Origin of the sequence: Mycobacterium sp., assembly GCF_032162105.1 — a bacterium.
Lineage (GTDB): Bacteria > Actinomycetota > Actinomycetes > Mycobacteriales > Mycobacteriaceae > Mycobacterium.
The window spans coordinates 1-15,176 of the sequence record NZ_JAVRPS010000115.1; the positions used below are offsets into that span (position 1 = coordinate 1).

General features: G+C 67.2%; 15 protein-coding genes. 9 read left to right on the top strand and 6 right to left on the bottom strand.

Going from position 1 to position 15,176, the window contains the following annotated elements; all coding sequences use genetic code 11:
• The 7 genes from QOC69_RS05580 to QOC69_RS05610 form a co-directional block, all read left to right on the top strand.
• A partial coding sequence (locus QOC69_RS05580; protein ID WP_526437207.1) for a sulfatase-like hydrolase/transferase occupies window positions 1-1,179 on the top strand: 1,179 nt, incomplete at its 5' end.
• On the top strand, window positions 1,180-2,061 hold the full coding sequence (locus QOC69_RS05585) for an HAD family hydrolase (RefSeq protein WP_526437209.1): 882 nt from the start codon (window positions 1,180-1,182) through the stop codon (window positions 2,059-2,061).
• A gap of 78 nt (window positions 2,062-2,139) precedes the next feature.
• The gene (locus QOC69_RS05590; RefSeq protein WP_526437211.1) at window positions 2,140-3,021 is read left to right on the top strand and encodes a formylglycine-generating enzyme family protein; all 882 of its coding nucleotides are present in this window, start codon (window positions 2,140-2,142) and stop codon (window positions 3,019-3,021) included.
• A 72-nt stretch (window positions 3,022-3,093) separates the two neighbouring features.
• Complete coding sequence (locus QOC69_RS05595) at window positions 3,094-4,161, top strand: NAD-dependent epimerase/dehydratase family protein (protein WP_526437213.1); 1,068 nt, start codon at window positions 3,094-3,096, stop codon at window positions 4,159-4,161.
• Complete coding sequence (locus QOC69_RS05600; protein ID WP_526437215.1) at window positions 4,158-4,907, top strand: SDR family NAD(P)-dependent oxidoreductase; 750 nt, start codon at window positions 4,158-4,160, stop codon at window positions 4,905-4,907. Before QOC69_RS05595 ends, QOC69_RS05600 begins: the two co-directional genes overlap by 4 nt.
• The gene (locus tag QOC69_RS05605; protein ID WP_526437217.1) at window positions 4,904-5,728 is read left to right on the top strand and encodes an SDR family NAD(P)-dependent oxidoreductase; all 825 of its coding nucleotides are present in this window, start codon (window positions 4,904-4,906) and stop codon (window positions 5,726-5,728) included. Before QOC69_RS05600 ends, QOC69_RS05605 begins: the two co-directional genes overlap by 4 nt.
• Window positions 5,729-5,747: 19 nt before the next feature.
• On the top strand, window positions 5,748-6,980 hold the full coding sequence (locus QOC69_RS05610; RefSeq protein WP_526437236.1) for an AI-2E family transporter: 1,233 nt from the start codon (window positions 5,748-5,750) through the stop codon (window positions 6,978-6,980).
• Here QOC69_RS05610 and QOC69_RS05615 read toward each other — a convergent pair.
• Together QOC69_RS05615 and QOC69_RS05620 are read right to left on the bottom strand one after the other, a co-directional pair.
• Window positions 6,977-7,777 carry a dienelactone hydrolase family protein gene (locus tag QOC69_RS05615; protein ID WP_526437219.1) on the bottom strand — a complete coding sequence of 267 codons (801 nt, stop codon included), beginning with the start codon at window positions 7,775-7,777 and terminating at the stop codon, window positions 6,977-6,979. The genes QOC69_RS05610 and QOC69_RS05615 overlap by 4 nt on opposite strands.
• Before the next feature lie 9 nt (window positions 7,778-7,786).
• Window positions 7,787-8,422 (bottom strand): DUF4245 family protein, encoded by a 636-nt coding sequence (locus tag QOC69_RS05620; protein WP_526437221.1) that lies wholly within the window; start codon window positions 8,420-8,422, stop codon window positions 7,787-7,789.
• Window positions 8,423-8,476: 54 nt separating this feature from the next.
• Here QOC69_RS05620 and glpX point away from each other — a divergent pair, with 54 nt between their 5' ends.
• Window positions 8,477-9,505 (top strand): class II fructose-bisphosphatase, encoded by a 1,029-nt coding sequence (gene glpX, locus QOC69_RS05625; RefSeq protein ID WP_526437223.1) that lies wholly within the window; start codon window positions 8,477-8,479, stop codon window positions 9,503-9,505.
• Between the two features lie 23 nt (window positions 9,506-9,528).
• On the top strand, window positions 9,529-10,947 hold the full coding sequence (locus tag QOC69_RS05630) for a class II fumarate hydratase (RefSeq protein ID WP_526437225.1): 1,419 nt from the start codon (window positions 9,529-9,531) through the stop codon (window positions 10,945-10,947).
• Here QOC69_RS05630 and QOC69_RS05635 read toward each other — a convergent pair.
• The 4 genes from QOC69_RS05635 to QOC69_RS05650 form a co-directional block, all read right to left on the bottom strand.
• Window positions 10,944-12,158 carry a cation:proton antiporter domain-containing protein gene (locus tag QOC69_RS05635; RefSeq protein WP_526437227.1) on the bottom strand — a complete coding sequence of 405 codons (1,215 nt, stop codon included), beginning with the start codon at window positions 12,156-12,158 and terminating at the stop codon, window positions 10,944-10,946. The two genes, QOC69_RS05630 and QOC69_RS05635, sit on opposite strands and share 4 nt — an antisense overlap.
• 10 nt (window positions 12,159-12,168) lie before the next feature.
• Window positions 12,169-13,050, bottom strand: coding sequence for a polysaccharide deacetylase family protein (locus QOC69_RS05640; protein ID WP_526437230.1), 882 nt, complete (start codon window positions 13,048-13,050; stop codon window positions 12,169-12,171).
• 84 nt (window positions 13,051-13,134) lie between these two features.
• A complete protein-coding gene (gene phoH2 / locus QOC69_RS05645) occupies window positions 13,135-14,448 on the bottom strand; it encodes an RNA 5'-3' helicase PhoH2 (RefSeq protein ID WP_526437232.1) in 1,314 nt (437 codons plus the stop codon).
• A gap of 192 nt (window positions 14,449-14,640) precedes the next feature.
• The coding region (locus QOC69_RS05650) for an acyl-ACP desaturase (protein ID WP_526437234.1) at window positions 14,641-15,176 on the bottom strand (536 nt) is incomplete at its 5' end.

The following is a 15,176-nucleotide window of genomic DNA, read 5'->3' on the forward strand; positions in this document are numbered from 1 at the left end:
GAGTTCTACGGCAACCTCTACCACCTCAATGCCGAGGAAGAACCCGAGCAGTTCGACTACCCGCACAAGGACCAATTCCCCCGGCTCTACGAGCTGGCACTCCCCCGCGGCGTCATGAACTGCAAGGCCACCGACGAGGTTTCCACCGAACCCGACGATCCGAAGTTCGGGCCCGTCGGCAAGCAGACCATCGAGGACACCGGGCCGCTGACCGCCAAGCGGATGGAGACCATCGATGACGACATCGCCGACCGCACCGTCGAATACATCAAACGCCAGCACGACGCGGACAACCCGTTCTTCGTCTGGTGCAACTTCACGCACATGCACCTCTACACGCACCTCAAACCAGGGAGCAAGGGACAAGCCGGGATGTGGCAGTCCGAGTACCACGACGCGATGATCGACCACGACAAGAACGTGGGAACGGTGCTCGACGTGCTCGACGAACTCGGCATCGCCGACGACACGATCGTCATCTACTCCACCGACAACGGGCCACACCGCAACAGCTGGCCCGACGCGGGCACGACGCCATTCCGCAGCGAGAAGAACACCAACTGGGAGGGCGCCTACCGGGTGCCGGAGTTGATCCGCTGGCCGGGAAAGATCAAGGCGGGCAGCATTTCCAACGACATCATCCAGCACCACGACTGGCTGCCGACCTTGCTGGCCGCGGCCGGTGACCCCGACGTCAGCGACAAGCTGAAGAAGGGCATGACAATCGGGGCCCCAGGAGAAGAGCGGGAGTACAAGGTGCACATCGACGGCTTCAACCTGATGCCGTACCTAATGGGCGAAGCCGAACACAGCCCGCGGCGCGGATTCTTCTACTTCAACGACGACGCCCAAATGGTCGGGATGCGCTTCGAGAACTGGAAGATCGTGTTCGCCGAGCAACGCTGCCAAGGCACGCTGCGGACCTGGGCCGAACCGTTCACGGAGCTACGGGTGCCCAAACTGTTCAACCTGCGCACCGATCCGTTCGAGTACGCCGACATCACCTCGAACACCTACTACGAGTGGTTCCTGCGACGCGATTTCTTCGTGTTCTACGCGACGGCGATGGCGTCGGCGTTCCTGGACACCTTCAAGGAGTTCCCGCCGCGGCACCCACCGGCTAGCTTCAGCATCGATCAGATCGTCAAGAAGCTCAACGATTTCCTGGCGGCCGACTAGATGCTGGAGTCCTGGCAAGACGGGCCCACCAAGGCGGCGATCGTCGACTTCGTGGGGCTGGCCACCGCCAAACTCGCCCCGGTGGATCGCGTCGCGGTCTTCGACAACGACGGCACGCTGTGGTGCGAGAAGCCGGCCTACATCCAGCTGGATTTCCTGGTGCGCCAACTGGCCGCAGAGGTCGCCGCGGACCCGTCACTGGCCGCGCGCCCCGCGTACGCCGCGGCATCATCAGGTGATCTGGCGTGGTTCGGCGACGCCGTCACCAAGCACTACCAGGGCGATGACTCTGACCTCAAAGAGCTTGGTGCGGCAATTCTTTCGGCAAGTAGTGGGGTCAACGTCGAGGAGCATGCCGCGCGCGTCGCCGACTTCTTCGCCTCCGCACGGCACCCGACGCTGCGTCGTCCCTACACCGCATGCGGTTACGCGCCAATGGTCGAGTTGTTGCGCTATCTGGAGGCCAACGGGTTCACCAATTACATCGTCTCCGGCGGTGGACGCGATTTCATGCGCCCGGTCGCCACCACCATGTACGGCGTCCCGCCGGAGCGCGTGGTGGGCAGCTCGGTGGGTCTCACCTTTGCCGACGGCGACCTCATCACGACGGGAGTTGCCGAGTTCCTCAACGACGGCCCGGTTAAACCCGTCCGCATCTGGGGCAGGGTGGGGCGTCGCCCGATCTTCGCGGCGGGCAACTCCAACGGCGACATCGAAATGTTGGAGTACACGCACGGCATGCGGTTGCTGGTCCGTCACGACGACGCCGCACGCGAATTCGACTACGTCGCAGGCGCGGAGAAGGCGCTGGAGCTCGCCAAGACCCGCGGATGGACGGTCGCCAGCATGCGAGACGACTGGACACACGTCTTTGCCGACTGACAACCTCACTGACATAGCACTCAGGGCAACGGCTACTTTCTCGCCCTCACCGCTATCTCAACGGATTCGGGGTCGAGATTGACCGCCGACTTCGTCTGGATCCCGCCGCAGACCGCAATCCTGGGCTCCGACGCGCACTACGCCGAGGAGGGTCCCACCCGCGAGGTCGGTGTCGACGGCTTCTGGATGCAGACCCACCAGGTGACGAACGCCGAGTTCGCCGAATTCGTCGCAGCCACCGGCTATCTCACCGTCGCCGAACGGCCACCCAACCCCGATGACTACCCCGGTGCGCCACCCGAGAATCTGCAGCCCGGCTCGATGGTGTTCCACCGCACCCCCGGGCCCGTGGACCTGCGCCACCTCAATCAGTGGTGGACGTGGACGCCGGGCGCCTGCTGGAACCATCCGCGGGGGCCGCGCTCGTCGACCACGGGCCGCGAACACCATCCCGTCGTGCACGTCGCCTTCGAGGATGCGTCGGCCTACGCGGACTGGGCAGGCAGACAAATGCCGACGGAAGCGCAGTGGGAGGTCGCCGCGCGCGGTGGCCTGTCAGGGGCGGTCTACACCTGGGGTGACGAGCCGGAACGCCCCGGTCAGCGGCTGGCCAACTACTGGCACGGAGAGTTCCCGTACCTACCCGACACCGGCTACGGCACCACCTCCCCCGTCGCCGGCTTCGAGCCGAACGGCTACGGCCTCTACGACATGGCTGGCAACGTGTGGGAGTGGACCACCGACTGGTGGGCGGACACCAGGGCACTCGAATCCTGCTGCGCGGCAGACAGTTACGATCCCGCCACGCCGCAATTCGCGATCGGGCGCAGGGTGATCAAGGGCGGCTCGTTCCTGTGTGCCGACAGCTACTGCCTGCGCTACCGGCCCGCCGCACGTCGTCCCCAGACGGTCGACACCGGGATGAGCCACATCGGGTTTCGCTGCGTGCGCCTGCCCTGACGGGACCGCCCTGGTGTACTGAGCCCGTCTAGGCAATGATGCCTGGAACACGTTCTAATTCTGAGGAGCCACATGTCGGACGCCGTACTGGTGACGGGCGCCTTCGGGCTGGTCGGGTCGGCGACCGTCAAGCGACTCGCCGCCGACGGCCGCCGCGTGGTCGCCACCGACCTCGACATTCCGGCCAACCGCAAGGCCGCCGACAAGCTGCCATCGGGCGCCGAGGTGCGCTACGCCGACCTCACCGACCCCGCCGTGGTCGACGCGTTGATCGCCGACGTCGCACCGAGCGCCATCATCCACCTGGCCGCGATCATCCCGCCGCTCATCTACACCCGCCGTGAACTGGCCGAGAAGGTCAACGTCGGCGCCACGGCATCGCTGCTCGCGGCCGCCGCGAAGCAGACGAGCCCGCCCCGGTTCGTGCAGGCCTCCAGCATCGCGGTCTACGGATCGCGCAACCCGCACACCCTGCCCGACGTGCTGACCGCCGACACCCCGGTCAATCCCGCCGACGTGTACGGCGCGCACAAGGTGGAGGCCGAGAAGCTGGTCCGCGCGTCGTCGCTGGACTGGGTGATCCTGCGCCTTGGCGGAGTGCTCACGGTGGATGCGGGATCGTCGATGAACCTCGACAACCTCTACTTCGAGGGACTGCTGCCGATCGACGGCCGGCTCCAGACCGTCGACGTGCGCGACGTGGCCAGGGCGTTCGCGGCCGCCACCACGGCCGACGCGGTCGGTGAGACGCTGCTGATCGGTGGGGACGACTCGCACCGGTTGATTCAGGGTGACATCGCCCCTGCCATGGCGGCCGCGATGGGCCTGGTCGGCGGCATGCCCACCGGGCTCAAGGGCAACCCTGGTAGTGCTGACGACTGGTTCAGCACCGACTGGATGGACACCGCGCGGGCGCAGGAAGTGCTTGGCTACCAACATCATTCGTGGCCCGACATGCTGGTCGAAACGGCCGACAAGGCAGGCTTCAAGCGCCATCTGCTGCGGATCGCCGCGCCGCTCACCCACGAGATCTTCAAACGCCGCGCCGCCTACTACGGCCGCACCGAGCCGTACGCGGACCCGTGGGGCGCGATCACGGCCAAGTGGGCCGACCCCCGTCCGGAAGGGAGCACGAAATGAGCACCGCGATCGTCGTCGGCGGGGCATCTGGCATCGGCTGGGCGTCCGCCAGGGCATTGGCCGCCGATGGCCACCGGGTGGTCGTCGCCGACCGCAACCTCGACGGCGCCACGGCCAAGGCCGCCGAACTCGGAGCACCCCACACCGCGGCGTTCGTCGACGTCAGCGACGAGGCCTCCGTCGCCACCGTCTTCGAGCAGACCGGTCCGGTCGACGCCGTGGTGAGCTGCGCCGGCTTCAGCAACCTCGGGCTCATCGTCGACATGCCGGTCGCCGAGTTCCGTGCGGTGATCGACGTCTGCCTCACCGGGGCGTTCATCGTCGCCAAGTACGCCGGCAGGCACCTGACCGACGGCGGCTCGCTGGTGTCCATCTCCTCGCTGAACGGCCGCCAACCCGCCGCAGGCATGAGCGCCTACTGTTCGGCGAAGGCGGGGCTGTCGATGTTGACCCAGGTCGCCGCCCTGGAACTCGCGGCGCGAGGCATCAGGGTCAACGCCGTCGCCCCGGGATTCGTGCACACCCCGCTGACTGACGGCGCGGCGGCGATTCCCGGCGTCGTCGAGGAGTACGTGGAGAACACGCCGCTCGGCCGGGCAGGCACACCGGAGGACATCGCCGAGGCCGTGCTGTTCCTGACCAAGGCGGCCTGGCTCACCGGCGAGGTGCTCGACCTCAACGGCGGCTCCCACATGAAGCGCTACCCCGACCTGATGGGCCACCTCAACAAGCTGATGTCGACGTGACGTTCGCAGGCAAGCAGGCAATCGTCACCGGAGCGGGCTCGGGCATCGGCGCGGCGCTGTGCCGGGCCCTGGCCGCCGCCGGCGCCGACGTGGTGTGCACCGACGTCGACGAAGCCGCGGCCGAACGCACCGCCAAACCGCTCGGCGCTCGATCGGCTCGGCTCGACGTGACCGACGCCGCCGCGGTTCGGGCCGCCGTCGACGAGGTGGTGGCTCGCACCGGCAGGCTCGACCTGATGTTCAACAACGCGGGCATCGTGTGGGGCGGCGACACCGAACTGCTGACGCTGGATCAGTGGAACGCGATCATCGACGTCAACCTCCGCGGTGTCGTACACGGTGTGGTCGCGGCCTACCCCCAGATGATCAAGCAGGGGCACGGTCACATCGTCAACACCGCGAGCATGGGCGGCCTGACCGCCGCGGGCCAGATCACCAGTTACGTCATGACCAAGCACGGCGTCGTCGGGCTGTCGCTGGCCCTGCGGTCCGAGGCCGCCGCCCACGGTGTCGGGGTGCTGGCCATCTGCCCAGCCGCGGTGGAGACGCCGCTGCTCGACAAGGGCGCGGTGGGCGGCTTCTCCGGCCGCGACTACTACCTCGAGGGCCAGGGCATCAAGACCGCCTACGACGCCGACCGGCTGGCCCGCGACACGCTGAAGGCCATCGAACGCAACAAGGCCCTGCTGGTGAAGCCGCGGCGAGCTCACGCCGCCTGGCTGTTCGCGCGGTTGGCGCCGGGATTGATGCAATGGATGGCGATCCGGTTCATCGCCCGCCAACGGGAGACACAAAGCCGGTCATCGGTCGACCTTTCCTGACAAGATCAGCCCCGTGGCCATGAACACCGAGTTCACCGTGTCGCAGAAGCGCGCGCTGGCCGTGGCCACCGTCATCGCCGTCCTGTTCGCCGCGTACTTCCTGCGCAGCTACTTCATCCTGATCGTGGTGGCCGCCGTCGCCTCGTACCTCTTCGCCCCGCTCTACGACCGGCTGCGGAAGCGGTTCGGCCCGGGACTGTCCGCCACCCTGACCCTGCTCGCGGTGCTCGGGGCCGTGATCATCCCTGTCAGCCTGCTGGTCCTGTTTGCGGTCGTCCAGATCAGCAGCATGATTCAAAGCGTCTCCGATTGGGTGGCCAAGACTGACCTCAGCGCGCTCGGTGACAAGGCCCTCGCGGTGGTCAACGAGGCTCTGGCACGGGTGCCATTCATGCACGACATCCAGCTAACGCCCGACCTGCTCCGCGAGCGGATGAGCACCGTCGCCCAGCACGTCGGCGAGTATCTGCTCGGGTTCCTGCAGGGCGCGGCGGGCGGTCTGGTCGGCGGCATCACCGCGGCGGTGCTCTTCCTGTACATCTTCATTTCGCTGCTGACCAACCGCGCTGAGGTGGCGACCCTGGTCCGGCAGCTCAACCCGCTGGGTGAAGAGGTCACCGACCTGTACCTGCAGAAGATGGGCGCGATGGTGAAGGGCACCGTGCGCGGCCAGTTCGTGATCGCCTTGGCGCAGGGCGTCTCCGGGGCCGCATCGATCTACATCGCCGGCTTACACGAGGGCTTCTTCATCTTCGCGATCCTGCTCACCGCGCTGTCGGTGATCCCGTTGGGCGGCGGCATCCTTAGCATTCCCGTTGGCATCGGAATGATCCTGTTCGGCAACGTCTTCGGCGGTGTGTTCGTCATCGCCTTCCACCTGGTGGTCGTGACGAACATCGACAACGTCCTGCGCCCGATCCTGGTCCCCCGCGAGGCACGCCTGGACTCGGCGCTGATGCTGCTGGCCGTCTTCGCCGGGATCGCGATGTTCGGCTTCTGGGGCATCGTCATCGGCCCGGTGCTGATGATCGTCGTCGTGACGACCATCAGCGTCTACCTCGCCGTGTACAAGGGTGTGCCACTCGACCAGTTCGACGACGACGATGCGCCGAAGAAACCCGGCCTGCTGAGCCGACTGCTGGCGCGGGCCAAGCGCTCTGCCGCGCCCAAGGGCTCGGCGGTAGTCAAGCCCGAGGCGGATTCAACCGCGCTCAAGCCTGATTCGCCACCAGCCGCGCTCAAGCCTGATTAAGCGGCCAGCCGCTCGGTGAGGAAGGCCACGACGCGCTTGCGCGCCTCGTAGGCCGGGTGTCCGTCGACCTCGCGGACCTCGAGGGTCAGCACCGAGTGCGCCATCTTGCCGAACCCGTGCGCGTTGCCCTTCTTCGAGTCGATCTCGATGACCTCGAACGCGTCGCCGAGGCGGTCCTTCAGCGTCTTGAAGCGTGCGCCCGGCGACATTTGATCCTCGCTGAACCGCAATCCCATCGCGCACAGCCCCTCGTTGGCGGCCCGCTGTTCGATGATCTTCAACTCGGCTTCGGACAGGCCGGGATCGCGTCGATGCTTCGCCGTCAGCCCGATCGGCAGCGACGGCTGGCTCAGCACCGGGGCGAGCACGCTGTCGTCCACCGCGGCCGCCAACGCGAAGCCGCCGCTCCAACACTCCCCGATCACCCCGACGCCCTTGCCAGGGGTCTTCTCGTTCAGGTCGCGGGCCAGTGCCCTCAGATAGTGGGCGATCGGCCGGTCGGCATTGGTCGCGAACGCCGCGAATTCCTTTGCCACACAACCGCGCAGCATCACCGGCACCGCGCCCGGCCGGATGCCTGGAGCGCCCGGCGTGCCATACAACGACGGGCAGGCAACAGTAAATCCGTTGTCCACCAGATGATTTCCCAGCGCCAGCACGCCGGGATGAATGCCCGGCATCTCGGGGATCAGCACCACACCTGGGCCCTCGCCCTTGCGATAGACGTCGTAGGTGTAACCGGCGGCGGTGAACGGCGCCGCAACCCATCCGGTCAGGTCGGCTTCCGGTGCGGTCATCCAACGCTCCTATTTGACGGGGATTGGCGGCTGCGTCTGCGTCGCCTCGGCCAGCATACGGTACTCATCCGTACCGGCAGCGCCATTCAATGCGATCTGCGCGGGACCGGTCGGGCCGGTCAACCGGGTCGTCCACACCGGCCGCACGTCCTCGCCGCCCTCGTAGACGATCCACCTCACCCCACCGACGTCCTGCGTGCCGGTCGGAGCCAGGCTGGTGTCGAGCGAGGCGACGAGCTTCTCCTCGTCGGCGTCACTCTGGGTCAGGCTGAGGTACATGCCGCTCGGCGCCAGATAGCCCACCCGGGACATCACGGCGCGTGTCGGTTTACCGGCGGAATCGGTGCGCCCGCCGTCGATGCTGCCGCGGGAACCGGAGTTGGCGTGCCAGCCATCGGGCAACTTGGGCAGCCGGATTGGGATCTTGAGCGCCTCGGCGTCGGCGTTCAGCGCCGCGGGTACGTCGTAGACCGGCGCCGCTCCCTCGCCGGGGCCGTTGGGCGCGAACGAGCACATGCCGAGGACGCCCGCGAGCACGATGCAGGCCAGCACCAATGGGGCCATCGACCAGAACATGTCGCGACCGTCCTGCAGCAGCCTGGGCTTCGCCGGCCTGGGGCCCGGAGCCGGCGCGGGGGTGGTCACGACAGCCAGTATCCCAGCTCCCAAAGTCCGACCCTCTAATGGGACAATTTGCGCATGACGCCATCGCGCCGGGAAGCCCCAGACCGCAACCTCGCCCTCGAACTGGTGCGGGTCACCGAGGCAGGAGCGATGGCTGCAGGCCGCTGGGTCGGCCGCGGCGACAAGGAGGGCGGCGACGGTGCTGCCGTCGACGCCATGCGTGAGCTGGTCAACTCGGTGTCGATGCGCGGCGTCGTGGTGATCGGCGAGGGAGAGAAGGACAACGCGCCGATGCTCTACAACGGCGAAGAGGTCGGCAACGGCGACGGGCCGGACTGCGACTTCGCCGTCGATCCCGTCGACGGCACCACCCTGATGAGCAAGGGCATGCCCAACGCCATCTCGGTGCTCGCCGTCGCCGAACGCGGCGCGATGTTCGACCCGTCGGCGGTGTTCTACATGAACAAGATCGCGGTCGGGCCGGATGCCGTCGACGTCATCGACATCACCGCGCCGATCGGCGAGAACATCCGGCGGGTCGCGAAGGTGAAGAACTCCAGCGTCGCCGACCTCACGGTGTGCGTGCTGGACCGGCCGCGCCACGCGCAACTGATCAACGACGTACGCGACGCTGGCGCCCGCATCCGGCTGATCTCCGACGGCGACGTCGCGGGCGCCATCTCGGCGTGCAGGCCGAATTCGGGCACCGACCTGTTGGCCGGCATCGGCGGCACTCCCGAGGGCATCATCACCGCGGCGGCCATCCGATGCATGGGCGGCGCGATCCAGGCCGTGCTGGCCCCCACCGACGCCGCCGAGCGTCAGAAGGCCATCGACGCGGGCCACGACCTCGACAAGGTGCTCTTCACCGAGGACCTGGTGTCCGGTGAGAACGTCTTCTTCTCCGCCACCGGCGTCACCGATGGCGACCTGCTGCAGGGTGTTCGTTATTCCGGCGGCGGATGCACGACACAGTCGATCGTGATGCGCTCGAAGTCCGGCACGGTCCGGATGATCGAGGCCTACCACCGGCTGTCCAAGCTGAACGAGTACTCCGCGGTCGACTTCACGGGTGACAAGACCGCGGCTTATCCCCTGCCTTAAAACCGACACACACGAGGGAGCACATGACCGCCGACAGCGCAGTCGAAACCGAGTACCGCATCGAGCACGACACCATGGGCGAGGTCCGGGTGCCGGTCAACGCGCTGTGGCGCGCGCAGACCCAACGGGCGGTCGAGAACTTCCCGATCTCGGGCCGCGGCCTGGAGCGTACGCAGATCCGGGCGCTCGGCCTGCTGAAGGGCGCGTGCGCGCAGGTGAACAAGGACCTCGGGCTGCTCGCGCCGGAGAAGGCCGACGCGATCATCGCCGCGGCCGGTGAGATCGCCGACGGCCTGCACGACGACCAGTTCCCCATCGACGTGTTCCAGACCGGCTCCGGCACCAGCTCCAACATGAACGCCAACGAGGTGATCGCGAGCATCGCCGGCGCCAACGGCGTAGACGTGCACCCCAACGACGACGTCAACCGGTCGCAGAGCTCGAACGACACCTTCCCCACCGCCACTCACATCGCGGCGACGGAAGCCGCTGTGCGGCACCTGATTCCGGCGCTCGAGGTGCTGCACGAATCGCTCGAGGGCAAGGCCAGGCAGTGGCGCACCGTGGTGAAGAGCGGACGCACGCACCTGATGGACGCGGTGCCAGTGACCCTGGGCCAGGAGTTCGGCGGGTACGCCCGACAGGTGGCAGCGGGCATCGAAAGGGTGAAGGCCACGCTGCCGCGGCTGGGCGAGTTGGCCATCGGCGGCACCGCCGTCGGCACCGGGCTCAACGCACCCGACGGATTCGGCGCGAAGGTCGTCGCCGTGCTCGTCGACCAGACTGGGATCGCCGAATTGCGCACGGCCGTCGACTCTTTCGAGGCCCAGGCCGCACGCGATGGCCTCGTCGAGGCGTCCGGAGCGTTGAAGACGATCGCTGTCTCATTGACCAAGATCGCCAACGACGTCCGCTGGATGGGGTCGGGACCGCTGACCGGGCTCGGCGAGCTCCAGCTACCCGACCTGCAGCCGGGTAGCTCGATAATGCCGGGCAAGGTCAATCCGGTTCTGCCCGAGGCGGTTACGCAGGTGGCCGCCCAGGTCATCGGCAACGACGCCGCGGTCACCGTCGGCGGGCTCTCGGGCGCGTTCGAGCTGAACGTGTACATCCCGATGATGGCGCGCAACGTGCTCGAGTCCTTCACGCTGCTGTCCAATGTGTCGAAGTTGTTCGCGGAGAGGTGCATCGACGGCCTGATCGCCAACGAAGGGCACCTGCGCGACCTCGCCGAGTCGTCGCCGTCGATCGTGACGCCCCTGAACTCGGTGATCGGCTACGACGAGGCCGCCAAGGTCGCCAAGGAAGCACTCAAGGAGCGCAAGACGATTCGCCAGACCGTGATCGACCGCGGCCTGATCGGCGACAAGCTGTCGGAAGAGGAGCTCGACCGGCGCCTCGACGTGCTGGCGATGGCCAAGGTCAAGGACGGCGACAGCTAGTCAGGCGTGTCCGCAAGCTCCCGCGCCTCCGCCAGCCACGTGATCCCCGGCCACGCGCTCAGGCTGTGCACGACGAGGCTCAGCGTGACCGTGACGGCGACCACCTGGATGATCAACGACTCCTGCTCGATCTGACCGCGCTCGACGACGAGCACACCCAGCACCAACGTGCCGATCCCGCGCGGGCCGAACCATCCGATGAACAGCCGGTTCCTGGCGGGCAGATCGGTGCGGATCAGTGCCAGGCCCACCGCAACCAGGCGTACTCCAAACAGCGCCACCACCGCGAAGACCACCACACGCCAGCCTGCGTCGCGCCAACCTGCGATGACGGCGTAACTGCCGAACATCGCGAACACCATCAGTTCCAGCAGTTGTCCAGCCGCCTCGGATACCTGCATGTCTGGCCGGACACCGGCGCGCTTCGCCATGAACGCGAACGCGAGGCCACCGGCGAATGCGGCGACGAAGCCGCTGCCGTGCAGTCCCTCACCCACCTGAAAGCAGACCAGCGCGACGGCGAGAGTGGCCAGCTGCGCCCAGGTGTCGCTCATCCATTCGCGCTTTTGCGACCGAGCGATCACCAGACCGCCGACCGCGCCAAGGGCCAGACCCACGAGCACCGACACCACCTCGGTGCGGACCAGGAACAACGTCCAACGGTTCGCGTCGGGATCGGCCTGCTCGGAAGCAATCGCCAGCGCCGCGAGCATGGCGGCCAGCGCGAACCCGTCGTAGAAGCCGCTCTCGGTGGACAGCGCGTGCCGGATCCGCTCCGGGATCCGCTTGTCCTCCAGCAACGCATCGATGAGTGCCACCTCGGTCGGCGCGACGATCGCCGCCAGGCACACCGCCTCCCACAGCGGCATCACCGGCAGCACGAGCACTGCGGTCAGGGTGCCGAGTGCCAGAGCCAGCGGGATGCCGATCACCAGCAACCGGAAGGTGACCTCCCGTCGCCGAAACACCACCGACAGATCGAGTTGGGCGGCCTGGTTGAACAGGATCACCGTCAGCGCCAACTGGGCGACGACGGTGAAGCTGGCGGCGTCGGTCCCGATGTCGATCACGTCGAAGACGAAGGGCCCCAGCACGATTCCGAACAGCACGAAGATCAATGCGGGCGCCAGGTACCAGCGTTTCACCACACCGGAGACCACCGCGTAGCACAACACCAGAACGGTCAGAACGAACGCGGTGTTGGTATGCATTGTGCGCCGATCAGGCGCCGTTGTTCGAGCCGCCGGAGTTCGCGTTCGGGATGTCGGTGATCGGGATGTTCGGCATCGGCGCGGGCGACGGCGTGCTGGGCAATGACGGGATCTCCGCAGGCGGGATGTCGAGCAGGTCGTTGACCGGCGGCCCATTGTCCCGACTGCCATAGCTGCTGCCTGGCGTGCGCGGGCCGAGCATCTGACTGACGGTGACCAGGTGGTAGCCGTTGGCCTTGAGCACCGGGATGAACTGGTACACCAGGTCGACGGTCGACGAGTAGGTGTCGTGGAACAGCACCACCGAGTTCGGCTTGATCTGGGACATCAACATGTAGCGGGTGGCGCCGGTGTTGGCGTCGTTGGCCCAGTCGAACGGGATGACGTCCCAGTTGATGTCGGCCAGGCCCTGCTTCTTGGCCTCGGCCAGCACCTGGTCGTTGATCAGGCCGCCTGCCGTCCGGACGAGTTGGGGGCGCTGACCGGTCGCGGCCTGAATGGCGTCACCGGCCTTGCTGAATTGCGCCGGGATGTCCTCTGGCGGGATGGTGGTCATGTTGGGGTGTTCCCAGGTATGGCCGCCGATTTCCATGCCTGCGTCGGCGATGCGCTTGGCACCTGCCGGGTTGGCCGCGACCTTGTTGCCGATCAGGAAGAACGTCGACCTGGCGTCGTTGTCCTGCAGGACCTTCAGCAGCCGGTCGGTATAGGGGCTCGGCCCGTCGTCGAACGTCAGCGCTATGCACTTGACCTGTGCACAGTCGACGTCGTCGGCCTTGGCCACCTTGACGTGGCCGGTGAACCCGCCGATGACGACGACGGCAATGCCCGCGCACACGCCGATGACCATGCGCCAGTACGACCAGGACGAACTGTCGGGCCGCTTACGCACACTGGCAGCCTACCGATGCGTTGACCTAGCGCTCACGGCGACGAAGTGCGTGGCGTTCGCCGTGAGCGCTAGGTCAACGGGTGATCAGGGCAGGGCGCCGGGGCTGAACTCCTCGAGCATCTCGGTCACCAGCGCCGCGATCGGCGAACGCTCGCTGCGCAGCAGCGTGATGTGGGCGAACAGGGGGTGACCCTTCAGCTTCTCGATGACGGCCGCGACGCCGTCGTGCCGGCCGACCCGCAGATTGTCGCGCTGGGCCACGTCGTGGGTGAGCACCACTCGCGACCCGGCGCCGAGGCGGGACAGCACGGTCAGCAGCACGTTGCGTTCCAGTGACTGGGCCTCGTCGACGATGACGAACGAGTCGTGCAGGGAGCGTCCACGGATGTGGGTCAGCGGTAGCACCTCGAGCATGCCGCGGGAGAGCACCTCTTCGAGCACGGCGGGGCTGGCCAGCCCATCGAGGGTGTCGAAGACGGCCTGCGCCCACGGGCCCATCTTCTCGCTCTCGCTGCCGGGCAGGTAGCCGAGGTCCTGGCCGCCCACGGCGTACAGCGGCCGGAAGACGACGACCTTGCGTTGCGTGCGGCGTTCGAGCACGGCCTCGAGTCCCGCGCACAACGCCAGCGCTGACTTGCCGGTGCCCGCCTTGCCGCCGAGCGAGACGATGCCGACCGACTCGTCGAGCAAGAGGTCCAGCGCCACCCGCTGTTCGGCGGAGCGGCCGCGCAGCCCGAACACCTCGCGATCGCCGCGGACCAGCTGTACCTTCTTCTCGGCGTTGATCCGGCCCAGTGCGTGCGAGTTTCCACCCAGGAGACGAATCCCCGTGTGGCACGGCATATCACGTGCGTCGGCCAGATCGATCTCGCCGTCGTTGAACAGCGCGTCGATCTCGTCGGCGGTGACGTCGATCTCGGCCATCCCCGCCCAGCCCGACGTGATGACGTCCTGGGCGTGGTATTCGTCGGCGGCCAGGCCGACCGCGCCCGCCTTGACCCGCAGCGGAATGTCCTTGCTGACCAGCGTCACCCGCTTGCCCTCGGCAGCGAGGTTGGCCGCACAGGTAAGGATGCGCGCGTCGTTGGTGTCGGTCCTGAAGCCGGCAGGCAGCACCGTCGGGTCACTGTGGTTCAGCTCGACCTGCAACGTACCGCCTTGCGCGCCAACGGGAATCGGCTGATCGAGGCGTCCGTACTCCAGCCGCAGATCGTCGAACATCCGCAATGCCTGACGGGCGAACCAGCCCAGCTCGTGATGGTGGCGTTTGGCCTCCAACTCGCTGATGACTACCAACGGAACGATGACTTCGTGTTCGGCGAACCGAGTGCACGCCCAAGGATCGGACAGCAGCACGGAGGTGTCGAGCACATAAGTCCGAACGGACGAATCAGTCACGTGGCGCTCCTCGGCCCGCGCGGCCCCGCGTAGGCGTCTCGACGGACACTGCGGTACCGGGACCGGGGCCGGTCCCCTTCGTGAGAAGACGGGTACCGCCACGGACAGCGAAGCAAATTGCTAGCCATCGGCTTCGACGCTACCCCGCTCGCGGCGTGTCCGCCGATCAGGCGCGCCGCGGCCGGATCGTGGCTACTGGGTGACGAACTGCTGAAGGTCGGGGTGCTCGTCGACGCCCCATGCGGTGATGCGGTCGGCGAGGACCTTCATGAGTGCGGCCTGATCGAAGATGCCGCTCTCGGCGACCACCTGCACCTTGTCCTGATAGGCCTCGATGTCCGCGCCGATCGGTTCGAAGCCGGCGGCGCGCTTGGCGATCGCCGCGACGGTCTCGTCGCGGTCGGAGGTGACGAGGTACGCGACCAGGTTCGCGAAGAACTCCTCGTGGCGCTCCTCGTCCCTGGCGATCCGGCCGACCAGGGCCTGCAGCACGGGCTCCTCGATCTGCGCCTGCAGGTTGCGGCAGAACACGGCGTGGGCGCGCTCGAGGAGGGCCATGTAGGCGAGCGTCTCGATCTGGCTGTAGCTGTCGGCGCGATACCCCTTCATCACGTGGGCGACGCGGACGTCCTCGTTGGCGGCGGGGTCGATCTCGCGGGTCACCACCAGGTAGTTGCGCAGTGCGACGGCGTGCAGGTGTTCCTCGGCGGTCCAGCGGCCGATCCAGC